The organism is Shewanella salipaludis (assembly GCF_012911865.1).
GTDB lineage: Bacteria > Pseudomonadota > Gammaproteobacteria > Enterobacterales > Shewanellaceae > Shewanella > Shewanella salipaludis.
Window position 1 is genome coordinate 17,460 of record NZ_JAAXYH010000017.1, and the last position, 24,417, is coordinate 41,876.

General features: G+C 56.8%; 24 protein-coding genes. 12 read left to right on the forward strand and 12 right to left on the reverse strand.

Annotated elements, in window-relative coordinates:
* Positions 1-252 precede the first annotated feature (252 nt).
* A complete protein-coding gene (locus tag HC757_RS16885) occupies positions 253-1,899 on the reverse strand; it encodes an endonuclease (protein WP_169565603.1) in 1,647 nt (548 codons plus the stop codon).
* Positions 1,900-2,579: 680 nt separating this feature from the next.
* Here HC757_RS16885 and HC757_RS16890 point away from each other — a divergent pair.
* Entirely contained in the window at positions 2,580-3,947 is a 1,368-nt protein-coding gene (locus tag HC757_RS16890) for an alanine/glycine:cation symporter family protein (RefSeq protein ID WP_169565565.1), read from the forward strand.
* A 147-nt stretch (positions 3,948-4,094) separates the two neighbouring features.
* Here HC757_RS16890 and HC757_RS16895 read toward each other — a convergent pair whose 3' ends face one another.
* Positions 4,095-5,450 carry a flavohemoglobin expression-modulating QEGLA motif protein gene (locus HC757_RS16895; protein ID WP_169565566.1) on the reverse strand — a complete coding sequence of 452 codons (1,356 nt, stop codon included), beginning with the start codon at positions 5,448-5,450 and terminating at the stop codon, positions 4,095-4,097.
* Positions 5,451-5,722: 272 nt separating this feature from the next.
* Between HC757_RS16895 and HC757_RS16900 the strand changes: the two genes are divergently transcribed.
* Positions 5,723-6,703: a PDC sensor domain-containing protein gene (locus tag HC757_RS16900; RefSeq protein WP_169565567.1), complete on the forward strand. Its 981-nt coding sequence runs from the start codon at positions 5,723-5,725 to the stop codon at positions 6,701-6,703.
* Between the two features lie 18 nt (positions 6,704-6,721).
* Here the strand turns inward: HC757_RS16900 and HC757_RS16905 are convergent, their stop codons facing one another.
* Positions 6,722-6,901: a PA3496 family putative envelope integrity protein gene (locus HC757_RS16905; RefSeq protein ID WP_169565568.1), complete on the reverse strand. Its 180-nt coding sequence runs from the start codon at positions 6,899-6,901 to the stop codon at positions 6,722-6,724.
* A gap of 329 nt (positions 6,902-7,230) precedes the next feature.
* Between HC757_RS16905 and rimK the strand changes: the two genes are divergently transcribed.
* Positions 7,231-8,136 (forward strand): 30S ribosomal protein S6--L-glutamate ligase, encoded by a 906-nt coding sequence (rimK, locus tag HC757_RS16910; protein ID WP_169565569.1) that lies wholly within the window; start codon positions 7,231-7,233, stop codon positions 8,134-8,136.
* Positions 8,137-8,236: 100 nt separating this feature from the next.
* Here the strand turns inward: rimK and HC757_RS16915 are convergent, their stop codons facing one another.
* The 4 genes from HC757_RS16915 to HC757_RS16930 all read right to left on the reverse strand — a co-directional run bounded on the left by HC757_RS16915 (position 8,237) and on the right by HC757_RS16930 (position 10,885).
* Entirely contained in the window at positions 8,237-8,929 is a 693-nt protein-coding gene (locus HC757_RS16915) for a TorF family putative porin (RefSeq protein WP_169565570.1), read from the reverse strand.
* A gap of 271 nt (positions 8,930-9,200) precedes the next feature.
* Positions 9,201-9,473: an HU family DNA-binding protein gene (locus tag HC757_RS16920; protein WP_169565571.1), complete on the reverse strand. Its 273-nt coding sequence runs from the start codon at positions 9,471-9,473 to the stop codon at positions 9,201-9,203.
* 149 nt (positions 9,474-9,622) lie between these two features.
* The gene (locus HC757_RS16925; protein ID WP_169565572.1) at positions 9,623-10,420 is read right to left on the reverse strand and encodes a response regulator; all 798 of its coding nucleotides are present in this window, start codon (positions 10,418-10,420) and stop codon (positions 9,623-9,625) included.
* Between the two features lie 81 nt (positions 10,421-10,501).
* Positions 10,502-10,885, reverse strand: a complete 384-nt coding sequence (locus HC757_RS16930; protein WP_169565573.1) for a hypothetical protein — start codon at positions 10,883-10,885, stop codon at positions 10,502-10,504.
* Between the two features lie 126 nt (positions 10,886-11,011).
* Between HC757_RS16930 and HC757_RS16935 the strand changes: the two genes are divergently transcribed.
* Both HC757_RS16935 and HC757_RS16940 read left to right on the forward strand, forming a co-directional pair.
* Positions 11,012-11,521: a DUF4240 domain-containing protein gene (locus tag HC757_RS16935; protein WP_169565574.1), complete on the forward strand. Its 510-nt coding sequence runs from the start codon at positions 11,012-11,014 to the stop codon at positions 11,519-11,521.
* 247 nt (positions 11,522-11,768) lie between these two features.
* Positions 11,769-12,305, forward strand: a complete 537-nt coding sequence (locus HC757_RS16940; protein ID WP_169565575.1) for a DUF3016 domain-containing protein — start codon at positions 11,769-11,771, stop codon at positions 12,303-12,305.
* Positions 12,306-12,346: 41 nt separating this feature from the next.
* Here HC757_RS16940 and HC757_RS16945 read toward each other — a convergent pair whose 3' ends face one another.
* Both HC757_RS16945 and HC757_RS16950 read right to left on the reverse strand, forming a co-directional pair.
* Complete coding sequence (locus HC757_RS16945; RefSeq protein ID WP_169565604.1) at positions 12,347-14,089, reverse strand: GGDEF domain-containing protein; 1,743 nt, start codon at positions 14,087-14,089, stop codon at positions 12,347-12,349.
* A 141-nt stretch (positions 14,090-14,230) separates the two neighbouring features.
* Positions 14,231-14,542: a prephenate dehydrogenase gene (locus tag HC757_RS16950; protein WP_169565576.1), complete on the reverse strand. Its 312-nt coding sequence runs from the start codon at positions 14,540-14,542 to the stop codon at positions 14,231-14,233.
* Positions 14,543-14,589: 47 nt separating this feature from the next.
* Between HC757_RS16950 and HC757_RS16955 the strand changes: the two genes are divergently transcribed.
* Positions 14,590-15,471, forward strand: a complete 882-nt coding sequence (locus tag HC757_RS16955; protein ID WP_169565577.1) for a TraB/GumN family protein — start codon at positions 14,590-14,592, stop codon at positions 15,469-15,471.
* Between the two features lie 21 nt (positions 15,472-15,492).
* Here HC757_RS16955 and HC757_RS16960 read toward each other — a convergent pair whose 3' ends face one another.
* A complete protein-coding gene (locus tag HC757_RS16960; protein ID WP_169565578.1) occupies positions 15,493-16,263 on the reverse strand; it encodes a methyltransferase domain-containing protein in 771 nt (256 codons plus the stop codon).
* 377 nt (positions 16,264-16,640) lie between these two features.
* On the opposite strand from HC757_RS16960, the gene HC757_RS16965 reads away from it, so the two are divergent.
* Positions 16,641-17,471 (forward strand): MaoC family dehydratase, encoded by an 831-nt coding sequence (locus tag HC757_RS16965; RefSeq protein ID WP_211164476.1) that lies wholly within the window; start codon positions 16,641-16,643, stop codon positions 17,469-17,471.
* Between the two features lie 136 nt (positions 17,472-17,607).
* Here HC757_RS16965 and HC757_RS16970 read toward each other — a convergent pair whose 3' ends face one another.
* Together HC757_RS16970 and HC757_RS16975 are read right to left on the reverse strand one after the other, a co-directional pair.
* Positions 17,608-18,495, reverse strand: coding sequence for an aldo/keto reductase (locus tag HC757_RS16970; RefSeq protein ID WP_169565579.1), 888 nt, complete (start codon positions 18,493-18,495; stop codon positions 17,608-17,610).
* 113 nt (positions 18,496-18,608) lie between these two features.
* Positions 18,609-20,216: a mechanosensitive ion channel family protein gene (locus tag HC757_RS16975; protein ID WP_169565580.1), complete on the reverse strand. Its 1,608-nt coding sequence runs from the start codon at positions 20,214-20,216 to the stop codon at positions 18,609-18,611.
* 156 nt (positions 20,217-20,372) lie between these two features.
* On the opposite strand from HC757_RS16975, the gene HC757_RS16980 reads away from it, so the two are divergent.
* The 5 genes from HC757_RS16980 (at position 20,373) to HC757_RS17000 (ending at position 24,089) form a co-directional block, all read left to right on the forward strand.
* Entirely contained in the window at positions 20,373-20,702 is a 330-nt protein-coding gene (locus HC757_RS16980) for a hypothetical protein (RefSeq protein WP_169565581.1), read from the forward strand.
* A 153-nt stretch (positions 20,703-20,855) separates the two neighbouring features.
* Positions 20,856-21,155 carry an ABC-type zinc uptake system zinc chaperone gene (locus HC757_RS16985; protein ID WP_169565582.1) on the forward strand — a complete coding sequence of 100 codons (300 nt, stop codon included), beginning with the start codon at positions 20,856-20,858 and terminating at the stop codon, positions 21,153-21,155.
* Between the two features lie 70 nt (positions 21,156-21,225).
* Positions 21,226-22,404: a TonB-dependent receptor gene (locus HC757_RS16990; RefSeq protein ID WP_169565583.1), complete on the forward strand. Its 1,179-nt coding sequence runs from the start codon at positions 21,226-21,228 to the stop codon at positions 22,402-22,404.
* Complete coding sequence (locus HC757_RS16995) at positions 22,388-23,296, forward strand: metal ABC transporter solute-binding protein, Zn/Mn family (protein ID WP_169565584.1); 909 nt, start codon at positions 22,388-22,390, stop codon at positions 23,294-23,296. The genes HC757_RS16990 and HC757_RS16995 overlap by 17 nt, the downstream gene beginning before the upstream one ends.
* 4 nt (positions 23,297-23,300) lie before the next feature.
* Positions 23,301-24,089 carry a metal ABC transporter permease gene (locus tag HC757_RS17000; RefSeq protein WP_169565585.1) on the forward strand — a complete coding sequence of 263 codons (789 nt, stop codon included), beginning with the start codon at positions 23,301-23,303 and terminating at the stop codon, positions 24,087-24,089.
* Positions 24,090-24,417 lie beyond the last annotated feature (328 nt).

The following is a 24,417-nucleotide window of genomic DNA, read 5'->3' on the forward strand; positions in this document are numbered from 1 at the left end:
CTTGTGTGTATTTTTTATGTCGTTAATGTTTTTTGTCTAACGCCAGGGGCAAATTTCAGGATGATTGCGCTGTTCTTGGATGCCATGGCTATTTTTGGGGGAATGCCGGCTTGGCTGAAAAATACTCACGGCTCGGGCCCAACTTTGGCTCTGGTCTGACTTTGGCTCGGGCCTATGGGGCCTCATGCCAGGATATGGAGTGTTCAGGAGAGAAATAGCCCGCTGTCCAAGCCGGGCTGATATTGCAGTGGGTTAGTTACACGAGCTCGAGTAGAGCGTCTCGGCCCATTGGGGATTATCTATGAAGGGGTTACGGTTGTGTTGCCACTCGTACACCCTGTTATTGCGGCGACGTTCCCAATCGCTGACGGGATCCTGGATGTGCCAGCCGAGCAAGGTACAGAGATCGCCAAGCAAAGGTTCACCTGCGGATGTGACCCCATGGGTGACGCTCAGATCCGGGGTGCCGCTGTTGTCGCCACCCTGATAACGCACATCCATGTAGAACACCATGCGCGCCACATCGCCCTTGACCATGTCGGCCGGCTCGAAGCTGTCGGCATCCGTCTTGTTGGCCGGCGCTTCGCTCAATGCGGTGCCGCCGAGGGCAAAGTCTTTGTTGCCGCGGCTGCTGTTGACAGTCACGTCGGCGGGACGCAGGTGATGCAGATCCGTGTAGGCATACTGGCTGCTGTCGGGGAAGCCATGACTCTTGGCCCAGACATGCTCCCGGTTCCATGCGTCGAGCGAGTTGCTCATGCCGGCGCGATTGGTCTTGGGTTCCGAGCGGCCTGTGTAGAGCAAGATCACATTGTTGCCGTTGGCCGGGTCTTCATCGGCATAATTCAACCCGTCCCAGACCTGGCTGTAACTGAAGCGGGTGTGATTGCCTATGATGAGATTGAGGCTGGTTTTCAGCGCCGCCCCCGTCTTGCCTATGGCGTTGGCATAATAGGTGTCGAAGGCGTAGCCATCCGGGTTGCCCGTTCCTCCGCCCGTCCCCCCGCCGGTAGAACCGCCACCCGAGTCCGCTACTGTGTAATCGGCCACCAGACTGACACCGCTAAAGCCTTGGTAGGCGGTGATATTCACAAAGTAGCGCCCTTCGCTGGCCGGAGTGATGGCGCATTCTTCGTTGTTGCCTGACAGATAAGGTGCACAGTCGTAGAGACTGCTGCTGGGTTCCTGGGCGAAGCGCACATAGAGATCGGCATCGCCGCTACCGCCGCTCATCTTGAAGCTGAGTTGGCTGGCATTGGCGGGAATGTCGGCAACAAATTTCAGCGTCTGGCCGGTGGCTGCGCTCAAGTCGCTCCTGACTTGCCCCTGGCCCAGGAGATTGTCTTCGGGCTCGACGGGATCCACGGGATCTGTGCCGCAGTCGACGTTCAATGGGCCAGAGCCCGGGGTGCCGGCATTGGTCGCTACCGTCCAATCGGCTTCGGATTGGGTATTCACGCTGTTGGTGCGTACCAGCGCGAGGTCGCGGGCATTCAGGCTCCAGCCGCTGATGCCGCCTTCCCAGGCGACCAGATCCACAATTTCACTGCCCTTGTTCAGGCGCACAAAGTCGCCGGAGTTGCCCAGGCTGAGCGACATGGGATAGAGATCCGGATCCTGGCCAAACAGGGCGTTGAAGCCCGCCCGGTCGGCGGCCACGCTGACATAGGCGCCGGGAGCCAGCGAACCGCTGAGCTGGTAGCTGCCACCATTGTCACTCAGCTGGTACTGGCTCAAGTCCAGGCTGTCACAGCCGGCATTGAATAATTCGACGAACTCTTCGGTGCTGTCATTGTTGGGGGCATCGTAGAGGACTTCGCTGATCTGCAGCTCGGCATTGGCATTGAAAGCCAGGCCTGCGAGCACAAGCGCGAGGCTTAGGGTAGATTTGTTCATTATTGATATGACTCATTTTATATTGTTATTTTATCGCCCCGAGCTGAGTTGCGGCCGGGGCGGACCCGGTGTTCAAATCCCTTTGAACGAACTAAACCGGCGGATTATGGCACAGACCATGTAGTACCAATGTGCTAATTTTGTTAATTATTTTATTTTGAGATTGACCCGAAGCGGCGCTTTTTAGCGGAAAAGTGCCACAGATCCGCCCCCTGGGCCTGAGATAAGCCGTGATTTTTTAGGGTTAAGGCGGTTTTGGTGTATTTGACTATATAATCAGTATGTTATTCCGTTTTTTATGCTGCTTTTTATGGCATGCCGCTTGTTGTCTCTAGGCCGGACCATGCCTATCCCGCTGGGTATGTGGTTTTTCAGAATAAAAACTCAATGTCTGGCGCGGCTAGCCGGGGGAAACGCGGCATTTGCCGCTGTAACTTTGTCTGGGCTGTATTTTTCCGGTTTTTTGCTCTCCGGATGGGACGCCGGGCGTGCTTGCCTTTGCCGGCCGGGCGAGTCGACGGCAGGTATGGGTGCCGGGCGCCAGCCTGCCGGGTTCCAGGACGCCGCGCTTAGGGTTTCCAATTGTTAAGCATTCGTTGTAATCTGTTGACCCGACGTTTGGTGGCTGGCCTCAGATGGCCGACGCGAAAACTATAACGATAACAGGCATTGATGAGGTTTGAATGGAAGCTATTACTGAGTTTGTCAGTATGATTAACGGCGTCGTTTGGGGGACTCCCATGCTGGTGCTGATCCTGGGGGTGGGCTTGTTTCTCTCTCTGGGGTTGAAGTTGATGCCTATCCTTAGGCTGGGCTCAGGTTTTAAACTCCTCTGGTCGGGTCGCACCCCGGGCGCCGAGACCAAGGTGAAAGGGGAGATCAGCCCCTTCAATGCCTTGATGACGGCACTGTCGGCCACCATAGGCACGGGCAACATAGCCGGGGTTGCCACAGCGATCGTCGTGGGTGGACCCGGCGCCTTATTCTGGATGTGGTGTACCGCGCTGGTGGGCATGGCGACCAAGTTTGCCGAGGCCGTGCTGGCGGTCAAATACCGTGAGGTGGACGATGAGGGTAACCACATAGGTGGCCCCATGTATTACATCAAGAATGGCCTGGGCAAGAAGTGGGCCTGGTTGGGCACCCTCTTCGCCCTGTTCGGCTCGGTCGCGGGTTTTGGTATAGGCAACACGGTACAGGCCAACTCGGTTGCCGCGGCGCTGCAGAGCAACTTTGCCATTCCAGCCTGGGTCACAGGGGTAGTCCTCATGTTGCTGGTGGGCGCAGTGCTGATGGGCGGCATCAAGCGGATAGGTGTGGTCGCAGGTAAACTGGTGCCACTGATGACGCTCTTCTATGTGACCGCCGGCCTGGCGGTATTGATAACCTATATAGATCAAGTGCCTGCGGCCTTCTCGCTCATCATTCACAGCGCCTTCAATCCGGTGGCGGCTCAGGGCGGGTTCGCCGGTGCCGCAGTATGGGCAGCGATCCGTTTCGGTGTCGCCCGCGGGGTGTTCTCCAACGAGGCCGGCCTTGGCAGTGCGCCTATCGCTCACGCCGCGGCTCAGACCAATAATCCTGTCGCCCAGGGTTTGGTCGCCATGCTGGGAACCTTCATCGACACCATAGTGGTCTGCTCCATCACAGGGCTGGCTATCGTGGTCTCGGGTGCCTGGACCTCGGGTGAGAATGGCTCGGCCCTGACCTCATTCGCCTTCTCCCATGCCTTGCCTTTCGGCAATTATATCGTTGCCGTTGCCCTGGCCATCTTCGCCTTCACGACCATGCTGGGCTGGAGTTTTTACAGTGAGAAATGCGTTCAATACCTGTTCGGCATCAAGGCGGTTAAGCCCTTCAGGTTGGTGTGGACCCTGGTGGTGCCGCTCGGCGCCGTGAGTTCGCTGAATTTTGTCTGGCTGCTGGCCGACACCCTGAATGCCATGATGGCCATTCCTAACCTGATCGCCCTGGCGCTGCTCAGCCCTGTGGTCTTCGGCCTGACTCGCGAGTATTTCCGCAAACAGCTGCCGCTGAACACCACGGCCTGACGCCACTGCCTGACGCCTCAGTCATGAGCCGTTAAAGAAGGCTGCAGCTGCCACATGAGGCGCTGCAGCCTTTTTTGTTCCCGAGTCGCTGCCCGTCTGCAGCAGCCCCATGCAGGTTCAGGGAACGGCCGTGGCTGAATCATGGCCTCAGTCCGAGGTATTATCGAACTCAGTGTCATCGCTAGGTTCATACATGGGCTCGACATTGGGCAGATCTTTGAATAACCGCTGGAAATGGCGTTGCACCCCCTTGAGATCTATGCCCGCCAAGCCCGAGGCGAAACCAAACCAGGCATACAGGCCACTGAAGTTGTCGAACATGGGCGGCAGGTACTTAGGTTCGGTCAATATGCCCTCGCGGCAGGCACGATAGAGCACGGGAATGTCATCGATGGCCAGTTTCCCCAGGAATAACATGGGGATCAGCTCCGGCAGCCCTGAGGTGATGGCACTGCGGATGAAGTTGATGTTCTCGACATAACCGCGCACGTAGGAAATATCTTTGGTGAAGAAGCTGCCGCCTGCGACCATGCCGCCGCGAAAGACCCTCTGGGTGACCCTGTAACTGTCGGTGGCGCTGAGATTCTGGTCGCGAAAATAGTGAAACACCTGGATAAAGTCGGCCCCCTGTTCGGCCATGTCGACGGCGGCGACCCTGTCACTGATGCGTCGTGCCCGGCCCGGGTTGGAACTCAGGGTGAGCATCTCCAGCAAGACCGCCAGGCCTTCCTGGGTGGCGGCGACCCTGGGGGAACCGACGCTGAGCCAGGTGGCATGGGGCTGGGCACGACCGTTGAGGGTGGTGCCCACATGCACCCAGCCTTCATGCACTTCGTAGATGTTCAGATCCGATTCGCTGAACATGGCCTTGCTGTTGAGTTTGACTGTATCGCCACCGACGGCGGCATCCGAGACTATGCCGTCGCTGAGGCGCACCCGCATCTCATCGCTGTGGAAATAGCCCAAGAGTCGCTGACTGAGCACGCTGACGGCTTCGGGGGCCGTGATGATCTTGGGATGATGCTTGATCATGTGGCGGGCGGCGGGCAGGGAGAAGATATGGCTCAGACGATCACCCAGCTGACGCAGGCTATGGCGATCGCCGTGCAGCTTGTCGCTGGCGCTGCCATAGAGTTGTCGGCTGAGCTGTCCAAATTCCGGCTGGCCCCTATGGTTGAGCATGTCGATCACCAGACGGTATTGATCTACGTTGGCCTGCAGTATCTTACCCAATTTGTCCTGTTTTCCGAGCCGGCGGCGGATATCCTGTTTCAGGGAGATAAGTTCGGCCTGGGTCTTGCGGCTGTCGAAGGGCAGGGCGAGCCTTTGATAGAAGTCTGGGCCTATCTTGGGCAGCCGGCTGCCCTTGCTTGCCAGGAATCTGTCTTCCATTTCCCTTGGCCACTTGATGGCATCGAGGATCTTAATCGGGGTTTGTAAACGTATCAATTCGTCGGAAAAGCGACGTAAATCTTCTTGGTACTGGACTAATGATTCCGACATAGGCGGCATTCCTGCAGGCACAGCAAGGGGTTAGGCCTAATAATAACGGTAAATATATGGGCTGCCTATCAAATCACTGAGTGTCCGAGACGGATCGTCCGGCATAACATCTGGCATTGGGGGGCCCAGGCTGCACTATTTTGGTGCTTCTGCGACATCTTGAGCTATGACTGCGGCCAACCTCCTAGTCAATCTATTGATAAATAGTAATTATTTTGTTGGCATCGATAATGCTGTCTCCTGCTTGGGCCAATTGAATAGTGGAGAGGCAGATGGCGGCGATGAGTTATTTGAGTGTCATAGAGAGATACCATGAGTTTGAGCCTCTGGTGCATGAACTGCTGGAGTCTATTCTCACCGGCATAGGGGATCCCCAGTTATTTCATGAGGGGCAGATGGATCTGAAGGCGGTTGCGGATGTGGCCGGCAGTTATCCGTTCGTCGAGCTGATCTACCTGCTCGACAGCGACGGGAGACAAGTGAGCCAGAATATTGCCTTGGTCAATCGCAAGATCAAGCTCATCCCCCAGGGGCGCAATGCCGACAGGAGCCAGCGCCCCTATTTCCTCAATCTGGAGGATGAAGCCGGCGGGTATGTCACCCGTCCCTATCTGTCCCACGCCACGGGTGGCCTGTGTATCTCGGCTTCCAGGGCCATTTATCGCCAGGACGCCCAATTGGGCATCCTGGTGGTGGACGTCAATCTTACCCGGCTGATCGAATTCATGATGGGGGACAGCGCCAGGCGCAGGGTCACGCCGTTATTCAAGGGGGTGTATGCCACCATAGTGCTGGGCTTGTTTGTCCTGGTTGCCTTGTTGCTGACCACGGCATTGACCGACATCTACCAATTGTTGACCACGGCCAGGGAGCATCAGGACCCGTTGCAGCCCTTCGGCATCATCATCTTCATCACCTTGGCCTTGGCGATCTTCGATCTTGGTAAGACCATATTGGAAGAAGAGGTATTGATGCATAAGGATATTTTCCGCCACAGCTCGACCCGGCGCACCATTACCCGCTTCGTGGCGACTATCCTGATTGCCATCTCCATCGAGGCGCTGCTGACCATGTTCAAGGCCTCCCTGGGAGAGAAGCAATATGTTGAGCCGGCGATCTGGATGATGCTGGCTGTGGTGGGATTGCTGGTGGGATTGGGCGCCTATGTTTACCTTGGGGCCAAGGCCGAATGGCTGCTGATTAAGACCGCAGCCTACAAGTCCTCGCGGGGCTCTCCCGGTAGCCAGGTTTGAGCCTGCATAGGCCGCAACCTAGAATAGGTCGTCATCTTCTCCCAGGGCGCGCCTGAGTTCGGCGCGCTCCAGATAATCTTCCAGGCGGCGCTTGACCGCGCGTTTATGTTGCATGACTTCGGCGGCTTTGCGATTTCTGGGGCTAACCATGGCCTCGAGTTCCATCTCGTCGGGCACGACTTCTGTGATATGAGCCATAACGAATTCCTCTGTCGTAATTGGCTTAGGCGACCCTAAGCATTTTCGTTAAAAAGCACTCCTTTTAACCTAAGCACTTTCTAACGAAAATTTCCCCTGCGGCCAAGTAAATTTTTTTTGCATTCAACACAAGGATTCTTTACCCAAGGTGCTGTGCATGGCCAGGGCAGCCGAAGATCGGGCGCGGAAGATTGGGCCGCATGCCCGTGAGGTTTCGGCCTGCAGCCGAACTTGCAACAAACCTGGATTAATTAAGTTGCTTTCTCTCCCAGCATGGGAAATGATCCGCTAAGTCCAGAAATTTACACTCAATTATTTGGTGACCTAAGATGAAAATAGGTATCTTGTCGCAGTTTCCTGACTTGTACTCTATCCGCCGTCTGGTGGCGGCGTGCGAGAGCCGGGGGCATGAGGTTGTCGTCATCAACCCCCTCAACTGCTACATGAACATCAACTCGGTCAAGCCCAGCATTCATCTGGAGGGCGAGGAGTTGTCCGGGTTCGATGCCATCATTCCCAGGATCCATGCCAGCGTCACCTTCTATGGTTGTGCCGTGGTGCGCCAGTTCGAAATGATGGGGGTCTATGCCGCCAACGATTCCATATCCATCGCCCGCTCCCGGGACAAACTCAGGGCATTGCAGCTGTTGTCGCGCAAAGGCATAGGCATGCCCGTGACGGGCTTCGCCAGCAAACCCGATGACATTGGCGATCTGATCGCCATGGTCGGCGGGGCCCCCTTGGTGATCAAACTGCTGGAAGGCACCCAGGGGATAGGTGTGGTATTGGCCGAGACCAAGAAAGCCGCCACGAGCGTGATCGAGGCGTTTCTTGGGCTGAAGGCCAACATTCTGGTGCAGGAATATATACGTGAGTCCAACGGCAGCGACATCCGCTGTTTCGTGGTCGGCGACAAGGTGGTGGCCGCGATGAAGCGTCAGGGACCCGAGGGGGATTTCAGATCTAACCTGCATCTCGGAGGCAGTGCTGAAAAGGTGCGCATCACGCCACTGGAGCGCAAGACGGCAGTGGCCGCGGTGAAGGCCATGGGGCTGGTGCTCGCCGGGGTCGATATTTTGCGTTCCAGTCGTGGTCCTTTGGTGCTCGAGGTCAATTCCGCCCCTGGTATCGAAGGCATAGAAACCACGACAGGGATCCAGCTGGCGGAGCCGATAGTGGAATATATAGAGAAGATGGTGGCCGCCCGCAAGGCGAATAGCCCCGTCATTGCCTGAAACACAAGGCCACCCTAAGGTGGCGTGTGTGGCGTTCAGTGTGTGACTTTTATTCTGTGGCTTTTAGTCTGTGACTTTTATTCTGTGACTGGGACCTGGATTACAGATCGAAGCTGTAGGAGTAGCCCAGGACGACCTTGGCATCGTCGCCAGCCAGATCCGTATCCGCCAGCTTGAAAGACACAGTGCCCATTTGGGTCTCTGCGCTCAGGGTCAGGCTGTAGTCGGCGTAGTTGTCTTCCCCGAACCAGCTCTCGACCACATCGCCACTGGAGTAACCGTAGTGGGCCGCCAGACTCAGGCTGTCGGACAGGGGCACAGTGACTGTGGCATGCAGGTAGCTGAGATCTTTCTTGTCCAGTGGCTCGGCGGCGACATCATCGCCGGCATCTATGAGGTGGGAATAGCCGATCTCGAACCATTTCCAGCTGAGGCTGCCATACAGCTCATGCAGGTCTATGTTGCCATTGGCATCCGGATAGGCGTAATAGAGGTAACCCAGGTCATAGCCAATATCTTCCCCCAGACTGCCGGCATAACCCCCATACAAGTCCAGTTCATAGCTGGTGTCATCCCCGAAGTCGACGCTCGATACCCAGGAGCCGACATAGAGCCCGGAATCATGACTGTAATCCAAGCCACCCTGAACTGCGACTGCGTCCTGGGTCTGGCTGGTGCCGCGCCATAGGTAGTTGGAGGTGACGCCTATGTTGCCGGACACGCCTGCCAGGGCGTTGCCGCTCAGGATCATGCCTGTGCCGAGTAGTAGGCCGCGATACAGTGATTTTTTCATGCTCATCCCCTTTCAGTTATGTTTTCACCGGACGCGCCCCGAGGCGTGCTGCGGTGAAGATGTTTTTCTGAATTGAGGGTTGCTAATCACGTGCCACTATGAGATTTGTTTAAAAAACAATTGGATAATCTTGGACTGGTTCGGCGTGAGTCCGGGTATGCCTGCCTGTGGGGCAGAGGTGCACGTTTATTGTGCAGCCGAGCCAGGCTCAGCCTGAGAGCGGAAACAAAAAAACCTCCCACGGGAGGTTTCTTTAATGCCTGGCGAGGAATTAGTTTACGCTGTCACGTAACGTCTTGCCGGCTTTGAATTTTGGCACATTGGCTGCCGCAATTTGAATTTCTTGACCCGTCTGAGGATTACGGCCGGTGCGTGCAGCGCGAGTGCTGGTTTCGAAAGAGCCAAAACCCACGATAGAGATTTTTTCACCGTTCTTCATAGAGTCGGTGATGGCTTGCTCGAATGATTTCAGGGCACGGGCCGCTTCTGCTTTGGTCAGTTCTGCGTTTTCAGCAATTTTGGCGATAAGTTCAGTTTTGTTCATGTTAAGAGTCTCTTCTTTCCGTAGATTTGTTTTTAGTAAACTCGCCTAACATGCCACAAGGCGCGGCGCTTGAAAAGGGCTTTAGCGCCAGATAATCCCTTGTTAAATCAAATTCTGATGCTTTTTAGATGCATATCCTGTTATTGGGGTCAATCTTCCAGCAGTTGGAACAGGAGTTGTTTGACCAGCCTGGGTTCGAACGGCTTATCACATAAGGCATTGACGCCGGCCTGTTCGACATTGCTCAGATGTGTATCCTTGGCCTCGGACGACACCATGAGAATGGGAATGTGCGACTGGTTGCTCTGGGTACGTATATAGCGGGTCAGCGCCAGACCGTCGACACTGGGCATGTTGTAATCCGTGATCACCAGGTCGAACATCTGGTGTTGCAGCAGCGCGATCGCCTGGGCACCATCGTCGGCCTCGCAGATCTGCTTGATCCCCAGGTTGGCTATGGTGCGACCTATCACCTTGCGGGCCAGGGGGCTGTCGTCGACGATCAATACCCGCAGATCCTGGACATCGAAATGACTCAGATCCAACTCGTCATGGCTGAGGAGATCTATGGTGGCATTGAGCGCCTTACCCAAGTGCTCGGAACTGAAGGGTTTAGGCAGTATGGCCACCACGCCAGACTGACGGAAGATCTCCAATTGTTCCCGGCGGCATTCGCTCGACACCAGCATGAATTGGATATCCTTGGAGCCTGGATCCGCCTTGATATGTTGCAGCAGCTCCAGGGCGCTGCCATCCTCGAAATGCAGGGCGCTGGCGATAAGATCCGGCTTATGGCGGGTGATTATCTCCTTGGCTTCACTCAGCTTGCCGGCCGTCTGTATGCTCCGAATGCCTTCCTGCTGCAGCCGGCCCATGATGATTTTTTTCTGGGTTTCCGAAGGTTCAACCAACAAGAGTGACAATTCGCTTGGAGATAAGTGGCTCATACAGGATTAGGCTCTCATGGGCTGGTGCAGGACGCTAAAGTACCTTTTATCCGATAATTCAGCAAGATAAATGCGCTGATACTAGTGCCTGGCGAGATAATTGCGGGTGTTGGCGGAGAAGGCGACCCAATACTGGAAGCCGAGCAGGGCCATCAGGCCTATGACGACCGCAGGAATGGGCAACTCCTGCCCCTGGACCACGACCCTGACATCTTCCGGGGTGATGCGGTAGGCTATGATGGCCGTGATGCCCAATGCGGCGCAGCCCAGGGTCTGAATGCCGATATAGAGGCGTAGCGCCATGCAGGCCCAGGATTGACGCAGTATCAGTCCCAGCAGCACAGGAACCACTCCCAGGGTAAAGGCATCCAGGGCCCCTGTGCCCAGGGCTCGCCAGAGTGCGCCGGCGGTGAGGAGGCAATACAGGAACATGAGGAGTGCGAGGCGAGCAGGGACTGAGATCATGGGGCAACCTTAATGACGAAGTGGCCCAAGTGTAGAAAAAGCGCCGATCCGAGTCCAGCATAGACGCGCCAATGGTGTAAAATAACCTGGGTTTTAACTGACAGCGCAGGGCGCTCGGCAAGGATTATGACAGAAACAGAATTTTGGGCGCTGGTGACCCGCAGTAACGACGATCAGGATCAGGAATCATTGGCGGCGACGCTGACGGCGCGCTTGGCACCGTTGGATGATGAGGCGCTCAGGGCATTCGATAAGCTCTTCGGTCAGAAGATGCGCCAGAGCTACCTCTGGTCGCTGTGGGGCGCGGCCTATGTGATCACCGGCTGCGATTCCGAATATGCCTTCGCCGAATTCAGGAGCTTCTTGATTTCACTGGGCCAGGACTGGTTCCAGAAGGCGATAGACGCGCCCGATTGCTTGGCACAATTGCCTCTGTGGCCGCTGAAGGATGGCTATCCCTATCCCTTCGTCGATGAATATGATCTCATCGCAGGCAAACTCTACGAGGACAGGACAGGCAGGGAATTGCCCTTCGTCCCCTCGGGCAAGGCCACCCCGGCGGGGAAAAAGTTCAGCACCAAGAAGAAAGAGCTCAAGAGCCATTACCCTGGGCTGGCGGCCAGGTTCCCCTTCTAGACCTTGGTTATCATCGGCTTAGCTTTAAGCCGGGGCTGGGCTGCGAGGCCCGGGTGTTGAGGATTTCAGGGATACGAACAGATACAAGAGTTAAGGCCAAGGTAAGCAAATGTATATTAATTATATCATTTGAAACAATTGGTTACTCCGAGGCTTTTTCGGCAATTTAATTTTGCATCCCGGCTTGAATAGGGTTAAATTTTGTACACGGGAGTAAGGCAAACAACATTGAACCCAGGAGTACGAGATGAAAGCTACAAACCAATTTAAGTTGTTGCTCATTGGCGGTCTATTGGTCACAGGCGCTGCGACCGCGGGTGATGCCATGCCCGAGAATCCGGTTACCGAGGACGGGGTGGTGAGCATCACCTGGCAGAATCCCAAGGACTATACAGATATCAGAAGCGCCAACATGAAAAAGTCGCGTTATGAACGGCAGCTGTTCGAGACCCTGACCCGTAACCTGAATAAGGAAGCGTCCAAGTTGCTCAAGCCGGGACAGCAGCTGCGGATGACGGTGACGAATCTGGACTTGGCCGGTGACATGCGCCCCACCTTCGGTGCGACCCCGAACGATATCCGCGTGGTGAAACCCGTCTATCCGCCACGTATGAGTTTCAGCTACCAGATACTCGAAGGGGAACAGGTGATCATGGCCGGCGATGAGAAGCTGACCGATTTGGGCTTCATGGACTCCATGCCCAATATCAGCAACAAGCCTTATATGTACGAGACCAAGATGTTGAACGATTGGTTGGACAAGACCCTCAAGCCAGGCTCTTAAAAGAGCTTAAATCAAGAGCTTAAACCAGGAGTCCGTGGCGTTCAGGCGATTCGATCCAGTGTCTCTTCGAGCAGGTAGAACCCACCCCGAGTGTGTTTTGCCTGCTTCTTGGCCCTGGCGCTCAGGGTCGATAGTTCATGTTCGTTGCTCTGGTACGTCTGTGCCGGGGTCAGGATGCCGACACATAGGCTGATCAAGGGGTGATGACAGGGGTTCCCCTGCCTGTCATCGGCCAACATCTTCTGTTCCAGCCAATGGGCCTGGCTATAGAAGATAGACTTCTGTGCCTCGAAATCGGCCAAGATCTGTTTGCTCTGGCGTATTATGTCGTCGCAGCTGCCGATGAGCACAAAATCGTCCCCGCCCACATGGCCGATGAAGCTGGTGTCTGTCTGATACTTGGTGAGCAGGTTGGCCACTTCACAGATCACTTCGTCGCCGCGACAGAAACCATAGATATCGTTGTAAGGCTTGAAATTGCAGAGGTCGAAATAGGCCAGATAGAAGGGCCGCTGTTGCAATTTGAGGCGTTTCAATTCTTCCTGGATAGGGACATTGCCCGGCAGATCCGTCAGCGGGTTGGCATGGCGGGCCATCTTTATCCTGTATTCGGTAATGCGTTGCAGCAGATCTTTGGTGTGGCCTATGCCGAGCAACTGTCCCTTACGCAGAATGATAAACTGTTGCGCCACCGTATGTTCGTTGTCCGAGGTCAGCAGCTGGCTGACGCTGGACAGGGGTTCATTCGACTCCAGCTGCAACACCTGACGATCCATGACCTCGGCAACGGCATGATTCTCATGCAATGCCCTGCCATAGGGGGTGCTGAAGAGCTCCAGCAGACTGGCACGGGTCAATATTCCCTGGGGGGCAACCCCATCGTAGACCACTATGGCCTGCAGTGCCGGCTGGGAAATAAACTTGTCACTCAGGTACTTGAGTTTGGTGTCCGGTGGTGCAGTGGTGGCGTTGCAACATAGGCTCTCGGCCGACTCACCGTACCTTGGCAACATCTGGGGGTGGCCACCTGTCAAACTGGCGCGCATGTTGCGCCGCGGCGCCTGTTCCGGGCGGCCGAGCAAATAGCCCTGGCAATAGGTGATCCCCAGCTGGGTCAGCACGGCCAATTCTGCCGCCGTCTCTATCCCTTCGGCTATGACCTTGCAGGTCAGGCTCTGGCATAGCTCCACTATGGAGCGAACAAATTCCTGCTTGACCGGGCTGGTGTCTATCTGTTGGATGAAGTGGCGGTCGATCTTGACATAGTCGGGTGCCAGTTCGGACCAGAGCCTGAGCCCGGAATAGCCGGCGCCGAGATCGTCGATGGCGGTGAGGAAGCCCTGATTACGGTAATGATTCAGGCAGGACTTGAGCAGATCTATGTCGTCGGCCGGGTACTGTTCGGATAATTCGATCACCACCTGGGAAGCGGGTATGCCCAATTGTTGCAGCAACTGCAGCGTCATGCCCTTGGGATGATCCGGATCCAGCAGCGCCTTGGGTGAAATATTGATGAATAACTTGCCGTTGAGCTGCCTGAGCTTGAACTGCTCCAGCGACAGTCGCCGGCATAGGGTCTCGAGTTCGCTGAGCTTGCCTTCATGGGCTGCAGTCTGAAACAGGGGCACGGGCGAGAAGAGAGGACTATGCTCGGGTCCCCGGCTCAGGGCCTCGAAGCCATGGATCTTGCGTTCGACAATGTTGAAAATAGGCTGAAACAAGACGTTTACCGCGCCCTTGGTGATTATCTTGTCGAGTTCGTTGGCTAGATCTATGGCCGTCATCATGCTATTCCCGCTGGGTGTATGACGGGAGTCTATGACGTTGATATGACAGCAATATGACATACGGTTGCGACCAGGGGACGACGCCTCTGTGCCGGGTCGGACTCGGGCGTCCGCCCCGGTGCGGCCTATACCTGGGGATTAACGGGCATTCTGTTTGAAGGCCTGCAGGGTCTGCAGCAGGGTGCCTAGCTTATGTACGAAATGGGTGATGGCCGTGGCCGAGAGCTTGTCCGCTTGCTGCAGGGTGTCCAGCTCCTCGGCCAACTCTTGGACATACACCAGGAAGCGGTTGCCTTGCGCCTCGAAGCCTTGTTCCCGAGTGAAGATGGTGCTGAACTTGGCGTGACCGGCTTTTTTCAATTCATCCAGCCTGGCATCGGCATCCAGTGCCTGGCGATAGGCGAGCTGCAGATTTTCTTTCAGTTGCTCTATGACCTTAGTGTGTGGCATAACGGCGTCTCAGTTAAAATTTGTAGGGATTATAGGAGGCAAGGAAGATGGCAACAAGTCGATGGCGGCAGATAATGGCCATGAATTTACTCTGGTTGTTGTGTTTGAGTCAGGCCGCTGTGGCCGCCGTCTCGGATACGCCGCCCTTCTTTCGCATCCACTACCAGGGGAAGACGGCGTATCTGCTGGGATCTATCCACGTCGGCCGTGAGGATTTCTATCCTTTGGCACCTCAGATTGAGGCCAAATTTGCCGGGGCCGCCGGGTTGGTGGTCGAAGTCGATGTCACCAAGGCCGACGGCGCCGCCCTGATCCAGAAATATGGCGCCGCCACCGGGGAGATGGACGAGGAGACCCGGGTCTTGATGCAGTCCTATTGTGCCAACCGCGGCCGCCTATGTCAGAGCCTGCAGGCCTATGCCCCCTGGTTACAGTCATTGCAGCTGAGTCTGTACCGCTATGCCAGCATGGGCTACAGTGCCGACAAGGGAATAGACACCTACCTGCTGGCCAGGAATGCGCCAAGACAGGTATTCGAACTCGAGACGATAGGGTTTCAGCTGGGGTTGCTGGCGTCCCTCAGCCAAGAGGCCCAATGGTCCATGGTCAGGGACGCAGTGAGTGCCTCGGATGCCGAGGTGTTGGCCCTGATAGACGCCTGGCGCAGTGGCGACGAGGCCCAGATCGCCCGCTTGATGGAACAACAGCTGCTCGACAAGGGGGAAGCCGAGCTGGTCGAGGCGCTGCTGTGGCGCCGCAACCTGGGCATGGCAGATAAGATACGCCGCTTGATGAGCGCCCAGTCGAGCCCGGAACCCTTGTTTATCGTCGTCGGTGCCGGCCATCTGGTCGGCCAAAAGAGCCTGGTCAAGCAATTGACCGCCGCCGGGGCCGAATTGACCTCCTGCTGGAGCGGCAATTGCGACTGAGCCAGCCGCCCTCGCGGGAGGCTAAGCTTGCTTATGGCCGATGAAATGCACATAACGTCCGAGGGAGAGGTAGGGCTCCTGTTGTGAGTATTGCAGCTCCATCTGCAGCAGCTTCTGCTGGCTGAAATTGTGTGGCTGCTGGTGTTTCAGATAATCGTGTATCACCCTGACCCCGGATTGGCACTCCAGGGTGAGCCGCCAGGCGTCAAACCAGGCGCGTACCTGTTGGATATACAGGGGATGGGGCGGCGTCAAACCTACCTTCTTCTTGACCTTGAAATCCTGCTCGACATAGTCGAAATTGCCCGACACCAGATTGTGGAACCGCATGGCTTCCTTGTTGTAAAACATCAGCGAGAATAAGCCGCCGGGGGCGAGCAGGGTGAGCAAGTCCGTCAGCGTCTGCCTGGCGTCGCTCAGCCATTCCGCCACCGCATGACAGAGGATGAGATCGAACCGACCATGCTCGGCCAGGGATAAGGCCTGGATCGGGGCATGGAGCAGACGAATATCCAGTGGCATGGCGGCGGCGTCTATCTGCTGCCTGGCCTGGGCCAGCATGGCCGCCGAAATATCACAGAGCACCACTTGGTGCCCCAAAGCCGCCAACTTCTGGCTGAAGAAGCCGAAGCCGCCGCCGGCATCGAGTATCCTGAGTTTTCTGTCGCCCAAGGCGGCGAGTGCGGGTTGCAGATCCCGCCATAGCACGGCGGCGCGTATCTCGCCCTTGGGGGTGCCATAGATGTTTTTCGCAAATTTTTGCGCGAGTTTGTCGAAGTTCTTGTCTTGCACTGTGCTGTTACCGGAGTGAGTGAGCCGCTAGTGTGCCACAGCGAAGCGTTTTGCGCATCCGGCGCGCACAGTCGCTGGAGTTTGCTTCTAACTCACTGTTTCAAAAGGGTTTGGTCTTTGGCGCTAAGTTAAGGATACACAGCCCAGTCGGGTCTGAGTTATACTGGCGCCCGTTTATACAGGATCGAGCAGCATTGGAATGCCTTCCTGGATACAGTGTCTGACGCTAATAGGTGTTGGTTTATATTGAATATTTCTGTGCCAGGCCCAGGTCTGGGCTAATGTTATTCATGGTTGAAATCAGTGCCGCCGGTCAGTTTAAGTTAATTAGAAGGTATATCGACTTGAAGAACGAGTATTGTGTTGAATTGAAGGCGATGCCCTCGCTATTTTCTCTTTATCGCAAGATTTTTTTTGGCCGCAAGCCAGGCTGGGACCAGCAAGCCTTACCCCAAATTCAGGTCAGTGCCCGGGACGTACGCCTATCCGTGGCTAAGGTAAGCCAGTATGCCGACGTCTGTAATTTCAGCTTCGATGGCCGGACATTGCCGCCGACCTATCTCTATGTGATGGCGTTTCGCCTGCATGCGCAGATCTTTACCCATGAAGCCATTACCTTTCCGCTGCTGGGCATGCTGCACCTGAAAAACAGCATAAGTGTGCTGCGACCGCTCAGGGTCGATGAAGTCTTCGAACTCGAATGCAGCCTCACCGGCAGCACAATGACGGATTCCGGCCTGGAATTTGAGCTGGTGTCCAAGGCCTTGGTCGACGGTGAGCTGGTATGGCATTCCCTGTCGACCTATCTGTATCGCATCGACAGCGGTCGTCGGGCACGGCCGCCCAAGGCGAGCGACATGGCCTGGGATAATCCCCAAAATTGGTGTCTGAGTGAAGACTTGGGCCGCCGTTATGCCAAGGCTTCGGGCGACTATAACCTGATCCATCTGCATCCTGTGTTGTCGAAACGTTTTGGTTTCGATCGCGTTCTGGCCCATGGCATGTGGTCCAAGGGACGTTGCGTCGCCGAGTTGATGCCACAGATAGGCGAGCGCCCCTTCACCATAGATGTAGTGTTCAAGCTGCCGCTGTTCATGCCGGGTGAAGTGACCTTCGCCAGTGAAACCCAGGCGGATCACCTCAGGTTCGAACTCAGGGATCAGAAAGGCCGGCGCCCGCATCTGAGCGGTGAGCTGACCCTGATGTGACCCGGAACAGGCTGAGGCTAATAAGCGAAAGGCGCCCATGGGGCGCCTTTTTTGTTGCCGGGGATAATCTTCCTGGCCGGTCATCGAGCCTGTCCATGACTCAGCAGGAATCAGCAGGACTCAGCATGACTAAGCACTAAGGCACGCTATGGCCGGTCGAAGCCTGCCAGATGCTGAACCACTGTTGACGATCCAACTCTATCCTGGTCGATGCCACCGCGGCGCCTATCCTGGCCATATTGCCCGAGCCTATGATGGGCACAGGCCGGCTCGGCAGCATACGCACCCAGGCGTAGATCACCTGACTCATGTCCTGGGCCCCGACCTCGGCTGTTATCCGGGCCAGTGTCTGACGCAGCCGCTGTGACTGCTCATCCGTGCCGGTAAAAATGTTGCCGCCGCCCAGGCTCGACCAGGCCATGGGGGAAATTCTCTGTTGTTGACAGAGATCCAGGCTACCGTCATGCAGGCTGGTGAGTCGTTGCGGGGAGATCTCCAGCTGGTTGGTGACCAGAGGCGTGCTCAAGCGGGACTGCAGTAACTGGAACTGCGCCGGGCCGAAGTTGGAGACGCCGAAATGCAGCACCTTACCCGTTTGCCTGAGCCGGTCGAAGGCCAGTGCCACCTCGTCGGCGTCCATCAGGGGATCCGGCCTGTGGATCAACAACAGATCCAGATAGTCGGTGCCCAGGCGGGTTAACGACTGCTCGACACTCTCTATGATATGCCGGGCGCTGGTGTCGTAATGGTTGATGTAGCGTTCCGGGTGACAGTCGAATGCTGGCTTGATGCCGCACTTGCTGATGAGCTGCATGCGTTGGCGCAATGCCGGCGCCAGCGCCAGGGCTTCTCCAAACTGGGCCTCGCACTGGTACTGACCATAGATGTCGGCATGATCCATGCTGGTCACGCCCAGATCCAGGTAGTGCTGAACTAGGCTCAACCGCTGCTGCGGGCTCATGTTCCAGTCTGTCATACGCCAGAAACCGGCAACGAAATCGGATAATTGGAAAGCGGATGTCATAGGTTACTCCATAACTTGAGTCTGGGATGGGCTTTGCAGGCTAGTCTCATATTTTAGTTCAGTTAGCCGCCGGTGCATCGGGCGCCCATGGACGCCCCAGGTACAGGAAGCGGCTACTTGCTGCGATACACATGCACGTCCCGTTGTGGGAAGGGGATGCTGATGCCTTCGGCGTCGAAGCGCAGCTTCACTTCCCGGGTAATGTCCCAGTAGACGTCCCAGTAATGGTCGGGTTTCACCCAGGGACGGACGACGAAGTCGACCGATGACTCGCCCAGCAGGTGCAGCTTGACGGTCGGCGCCGGGGTGGCCAGCACCTTGGGGTGCGCCTCTACTATGGCCTTCAGCAGGGTCTCGGCCTGTTCTATGCTGTCGCTGTAACTGATGCCGAAGCTCATATCCACTCGCCTGTGGTGCTCGACCGTGATGTTATTTATGGTATCGCCCCAGATCTTGTTGTTGGGAATGATGAGTCTCTGGTTATCCAGGGTCTTGATGGTGGTCGACACCAGGTTCATGTGGCTGACCCTGCCGGTCACTCCGGCGGCGCTGATCAGATCGCCGACATCATAGGGGCGGTAGATGAGGATCATCATGCCGGAGGCGAAATTCGATAGGGTATCCTGCAGGGCGAAGCCTATGATGACACCCGCGATACCGAAGCCCGCCAGCAGTGGCCCCAGTTCGAAACCCAATTGGGACAGGGCGATCAACAGGCCCATGGCAAAAATGACTTTACCCGACAGTGAGGTGAAAAACTCCTGCAGCAAGCGGCTGAACTTCAGGCTGGAGTTGCTGACGGCTCGCCTGACTAAGCGTTTGGTCATATTGCCGAGCAGCGCCGCCAGTAGCAGTATGACGAGAAATACCAGGAATTTAAAGATGAGCCCGGGGCCCTTGTCCATGGCCTGGGTTTCGGCCGCCGTCAGCCATTGCTCGACCAGGCTGGAAGCCACATTCAGGGTGAGCACATTATGGGTGATGTCACCCGAGGCAGCGAACAGCGCCTGTTTCCAGGCCGAGGTCTCTTCACCCAGGGCGTCGAGCAGCTCTATGCTCAGGCTCAGGCTCTGGCTATTCTGGGCCAGGCGCTCTTTCAGCTCTGTGACCTGGGCCGTCAGTTCCGGAGTGACATCCTTGCCGGCGGCGGTGACCTCGTCTATGGCGGCTTTCAAGCGTACTTGAGTGTAACTGAGCAGGCTGTCGAGGCCATCGGCCCGCGCCAGCAGCGTTTGGGTCAGGGCTTGCTTCTGCTGGCCCATGTCGAGCCCCAGGTTTTCGGCCCAGCCCAGGGTTTCGAGCCTGAGCTTGAGGAGTTTGTCCTTGGCGGTTTCCCGTCTGGCGATTTGCAGCGCCATCTTGCTATCCTTGCCGGTGCCCAGCTCCTGGGTCATGGCGGCTATGTCTTGGTCCAGATAACGGCCGAGTCTGTCCGTGTAGACCAGCTGTTGCCTGATCAGTGGCAGCAGGGCTTGGGTATCCGGGCTGTCGGCCTCCAGCAGGGAGAGGATCTGTGTCCGCAACAACGTCAGCTTGGTATTGACTCGGTATTCGGTGATCGCCTTGAGCTCGCCCTTCGCCCTGGGCAAGGTCTGGAGCTCCTTGTCTATGGCTTGTTGCAGCCGGGCTATGCGCTCGGCGACGTCCTGGGAAATAGCGGCGGCGCTCAGGCTGAGGCAGAGCAGCACCAGGGTCAATCCCTGCCGGGTCAGACGTTTCATGGGTATTATCCTTGAGGCGATAAATTTTCTAGGATATTACCAGCTTATTGCCCTGGGTGAATGGCCAATTGCCTCCCGCAGCGCCCGGATGCAGCTAAAGTCCCCGCCAGGGGGGATTTCTGTTAGACTTGGCGCTCATTTCATGGGGAAAGTTGTATGCTGTGTCCACATTGCAGTAAATCCATCGGCGTCGCCGCGATCACTGAGCAGCGAGGCAAGGGCTTGGGAGCCCAGTTCCAGTGTCCTCATTGTACAGCCTGGTTGGGCCGCAGTCCCTGGCTGCAGCGTTTGAAAATGCTGGGTTTTTACACCGCACTGGCGTGTGGCATCTACGCCTATTGGTACCAAGAGGCGCGCCATGCCATGATCCCCGCCGCCATCTTCGCGCTCATCTTACTCCTGGTATGCCATCTGATGGATCATCTGCACACGGTCGAGGCCCCCATCAAGGACGAAGCGCCCGATCCCGGCCCCAAGTATCGCTAGCCAGGGCCGACATCCTGAGCCGGCGCCGAGCCCTGAGCGCGGCGCATAAACATCTTGTAACCTTTTGCCTGGGCATTTGTGTGTTGCAACTCCATGTTGTACTGGCTTAAACTCGGACCGACTTTATTCTGTGGTTTATTTGGGGTAGCGATAGTGAGACTTAAGAGTCACATCAGACGTGCGATTGCAATATGGCTCAGCGCCATATTGGTGTTGCTGTCTCTTGCGGCCTCGGCTCACAGCGTTACCCACCTGGACGATGGCGCTACCAGCCATTGTACCTTGTGCTTCCATCAGCATCAGCTCAACAAGATGCTCCCGCTGCAACCCCTCTATCTCAAGTTGGATGGGCAACAATTCGAGCGCTTGAGCTTCAGCCTGCCCAGTTATGTCAGCCAACATAGCAGTTTCTATCACAGCCGTGCCCCTCCGTCTTCGTCTGAATATCGCTAACCCAATTCATTGATTAATTTTTCTCGCCGGCCATGGCCTGCGAGACATGGCTGTATTTTTTGGAGACAAGATGAAGATTCAACACCCTATTTCCAATCCGGGGGCTGCCTTGCTGGCGCTCGGTTGCACCCTGGCGTCCGCGAATGCTTTGGCCCTGGACCCGACACTGACGAATCCGGCGATCAGCGCCGTGGTGGATGGCTACTATCAGAGCAGCGACCGTCCCATGTCCGAGCGGACGGAAGGTTTCGGTCTGGGCGAGACTGAGCTGGCACTCAGTGCCAACATAGATGATATGTTTTACGGTAAAGTCACCGCAGTGCTGGAGTCCAGCGATGGCGAGAGCGAAATCAACCTGGAGGAAGCCTTCATCCAGACCCTGGCCATGCCGGCCGGGCTGTCGCTGCGCGCCGGGCGCTTCATGTCAGACATAGGCTATTTGAACAACCAGCATCTGCATACGGATGCCTTTACCGATCGCCCCGTGGCCTATCGTGCCCTGCTCGGCGGCCATTACTTCGATGATGGGGTCCGGCTGGATTACCTGGCACCGACGGATATCTATTGGAGCCTGGGGGCCGAAGCCTTCAAGGGCGATAGCATGCATGCCGAGGATGAGACGGGTAGCCGTGAGTTCAGCAATTTGGGGGTGTTTACCGCCTACAGCAAGTTCGGTGGTGATATCGGCGATGCCGGCTCCTGGATGGCTGGACTGAGCTATTTGCGCAACCAAAATGGTCGCTTCATGCCCCATGAGGAGGAGGCTGGCGCCGAAGAAGCCGGGCATGGCCACAGCGCCAGCTACACGGGTGAAAACACCTATGCTGCCGACTTCGTCTATAAGTGGGCGCCCCAGGGCAACTACAAGTACCGGCATCTAACCCTCAGCGGCGAATATTTCCGGGTCACAGGCCTGCTGTCCGATGAGGCGCCGGCCGCCGGCGCCAAGCGCCGGCAAGACTATCATCAAGCCTGGTACCTGAGTGGTGTCTATCAGATGTCCCCCAACTGGAGCGCAGGCTTACGCTATGGTGAGCTCGATGCCCAGGCGCTGGAAGCCGATGAGATGCAGTCGCAGAAGTTGCGGGAGACGGAACTGAGCCTGGGTTGGCATCAAAGCCATTTCTCCACGGTACGGCTGCAATATACCCACCAGCAAGGAGCCAACTTCGACGGGATAACCGATGACAACATCTTAACTCTGCAATATGTTATGTCTCTGGGGGCTCACGGTGCGCATCAATTCTAAGTTAGCTAAATTTGCCGCAGTCGGTTTGACGCTGGCCTATACGGGTTTGGCCCATGCCGAGCTGAATGTGTTTGCCTGCGAGCCTGAATATGCGGCGCTGACCAAGGCGCTGGCACCGGGGGCGAGCGTGTATGCGGCGACCACCGCCATGCAGGACCCGCATCAGGTGCAGGCGCGGCCCAGCCTCATCGCCAAGATGCGCCGGGCGGATCTCGTGGTCTGTGCCGGTGCTGAGCTGGAGGTGGGCTGGTTGCCCATGCTGCAGATGAAGTCCGCCAACGCCAAGGTGCGCTCGACCGAGGAGGGGCTATTCTTCGCCGCCGATCAGGTCGATCCCCTGGACAAGCTGGCGCAAGTCGATCGCAGCATGGGAGACGTGCACGCCCAGGGGAATCCGCACCTGCATTTCGATCCACAGCGCCTGCTCAAGATAGCCCAGGCCCTGAGTGCCAAGATGACGGCCTTGGATCCGGATGGCGCCGCCGGTTATCAAGCCGCGCTGGCGGATTTCAGCCAGCGCTGGCTGGCGGCCGTGCCCGTTTGGCAGGCTAAGGCGGCCGGTCTAACAGGCAAGAAGGTGATCGCCTACCACACCAGTTTCAGATACCTGTTCAACTGGTTGGGCATGGAGCAGGTGGCGGATCTCGAGCCTAAGCCAGGACTGCCACCCACAAGTGGCCATCTGGCTTCCCTGCTGAAACGCGCCGGCGAGGGCGACGTGCTGGCCATAATCGTCGCTTCCTATCAGGATAGACGCGGCGCCGACTGGCTCGGGGAGCGGGCGCATCTGCCTGTGGTGATGCTGCCCATGTCTGTCGGAGGCAATGACCAGAGCCGGGATCTCTTCGGTCTCTACGACAGTGTGCTGGCACTGCTTAACGGGGTGAAATAGACCTATGTTGGATCTGGAACTCATGTCAATCCTGCTGCCGGCATTGGCGGCAGGCGTCTTGGTGCTGTCGACCCATGTGGTGCTCGGGCGTCAGGTGCTCAAGCGAGGGATCATCTTCATCGATCTCGCCATAGCCCAAGTGGCTGCCCTGGGGGCGATCGTCGCCCACCTGGATCACAACATAGAGGCGCTGCCTTTCTCCCATGTGTGGATGCCGGCGCTATTCGCCCTGGCGGGCGCCGGCTTCATCGCCTGGCTGTCCAAACGCATGGCGGGCGAGCTGGAGGCCATCATAGGCTGTTTCTATGTGTTGGCGGCGGTGGCGGCCATGCTGCTGTTGTCCAACGATCCCCATGGGGCCGAGCTGCTCAAGCAGTTGATGTCAGGCCAGATCCTCTGGGTCGGTTGGTCCCAGTTGCTGCTGCCTGCGCTGGTCTATTCCGGGGTCTTGGCGCTGATCTGCTGGCGTCCCCGCATCCTCGACGGCGCCGGCTTTTATCTCCTGTTCGCCCTGGTGATCACCTTGTCGGTCGAGCTGGTGGGGGTCTATTTGGTATTCAGCACCCTGATCTTGCCGGCGCTGGCGCTCAACAAGTACCGTGGCAGCTTTTCCTGGGTGCTGGCCTATGGCGTCGGCCTGAGCGGTTACCTGATTGGCCTGCTGCTGTCGGCCAGTTTCGACTTGCCCAGTGGTGCGGCGATAGTGGCGGCCCTGGCGGTCAGCGCCCTGCTGTTCCGCCTGGGACTGGCGAAGGCGGCGCCCGTTGGTGTCTCTCAGACTTCGGTAAGCTAAGATTTGCTATCCTCTATGAAGGAGGGCATCCATCCGGGTGCCCTCCTTTTTTATGCCCGTTGCCCGATAACCTGCGATGTTGGTATAGGGCGAATTTTTAACCCTGGCGGTCAGCGTCTTGGTGTTCCGCCTGGAACTGGCTTACGTCTGTCAGCAATAGCTTGAGTCGGCAGGTCAGGCTGCTATGGCTGTTGGCATAGGGCGAATTTTTAACCCTGGCGATGATTGCCGGCGATGATAACGCCGCTCTGTGCTTGAACCCAGACCTGGAACTTTGGTCTGGAACTTTGGCTTAGGCACATTAAGATTTTGATATTCTTTATATATG

What these genes read in the sequence shown, in the direction of transcription:
- HC757_RS16890 (WP_169565565.1), top strand. Translation starts at nt 2,580, where the DNA reads ATGGAAGCTATTACTGAGTTTGTCAGTATGATTAACGGCGTCGTTTGG.
- HC757_RS16895 (WP_169565566.1), bottom strand. Translation starts at nt 5,450, where the DNA reads ATGTCGGAATCATTAGTCCAGTACCAAGAAGATTTACGTCGCTTTTCC.
- HC757_RS16900 (WP_169565567.1), top strand. Translation starts at nt 5,723, where the DNA reads ATGGCGGCGATGAGTTATTTGAGTGTCATAGAGAGATACCATGAGTTT.
- HC757_RS16905 (WP_169565568.1), bottom strand. Translation starts at nt 6,901, where the DNA reads ATGGCTCATATCACAGAAGTCGTGCCCGACGAGATGGAACTCGAGGCC.
- rimK (WP_169565569.1), top strand. Translation starts at nt 7,231, where the DNA reads ATGAAAATAGGTATCTTGTCGCAGTTTCCTGACTTGTACTCTATCCGC.
- HC757_RS16915 (WP_169565570.1), bottom strand. Translation starts at nt 8,929, where the DNA reads ATGAAAAAATCACTGTATCGCGGCCTACTACTCGGCACAGGCATGATC.
- HC757_RS16920 (WP_169565571.1), bottom strand. Translation starts at nt 9,473, where the DNA reads ATGAACAAAACTGAACTTATCGCCAAAATTGCTGAAAACGCAGAACTG.
- HC757_RS16925 (WP_169565572.1), bottom strand. Translation starts at nt 10,420, where the DNA reads ATGAGCCACTTATCTCCAAGCGAATTGTCACTCTTGTTGGTTGAACCT.
- HC757_RS16930 (WP_169565573.1), bottom strand. Translation starts at nt 10,885, where the DNA reads ATGATCTCAGTCCCTGCTCGCCTCGCACTCCTCATGTTCCTGTATTGC.
- HC757_RS16935 (WP_169565574.1), top strand. Translation starts at nt 11,012, where the DNA reads ATGACAGAAACAGAATTTTGGGCGCTGGTGACCCGCAGTAACGACGAT.
- HC757_RS16940 (WP_169565575.1), top strand. Translation starts at nt 11,769, where the DNA reads ATGAAAGCTACAAACCAATTTAAGTTGTTGCTCATTGGCGGTCTATTG.
- HC757_RS16945 (WP_169565604.1), bottom strand. Translation starts at nt 14,089, where the DNA reads ATGACGGCCATAGATCTAGCCAACGAACTCGACAAGATAATCACCAAG.
- HC757_RS16950 (WP_169565576.1), bottom strand. Translation starts at nt 14,542, where the DNA reads ATGCCACACACTAAGGTCATAGAGCAACTGAAAGAAAATCTGCAGCTC.
- HC757_RS16955 (WP_169565577.1), top strand. Translation starts at nt 14,590, where the DNA reads ATGGCAACAAGTCGATGGCGGCAGATAATGGCCATGAATTTACTCTGG.
- HC757_RS16965 (WP_211164476.1), top strand. Translation starts at nt 16,641, where the DNA reads ATGCCCTCGCTATTTTCTCTTTATCGCAAGATTTTTTTTGGCCGCAAG.
- HC757_RS16970 (WP_169565579.1), bottom strand. Translation starts at nt 18,495, where the DNA reads ATGACATCCGCTTTCCAATTATCCGATTTCGTTGCCGGTTTCTGGCGT.
- HC757_RS16975 (WP_169565580.1), bottom strand. Translation starts at nt 20,216, where the DNA reads ATGAAACGTCTGACCCGGCAGGGATTGACCCTGGTGCTGCTCTGCCTC.
- HC757_RS16980 (WP_169565581.1), top strand. Translation starts at nt 20,373, where the DNA reads ATGCTGTGTCCACATTGCAGTAAATCCATCGGCGTCGCCGCGATCACT.
- HC757_RS16990 (WP_169565583.1), top strand. Translation starts at nt 21,226, where the DNA reads ATGAAGATTCAACACCCTATTTCCAATCCGGGGGCTGCCTTGCTGGCG.
- HC757_RS17000 (WP_169565585.1), top strand. Translation starts at nt 23,301, where the DNA reads ATGTTGGATCTGGAACTCATGTCAATCCTGCTGCCGGCATTGGCGGCA.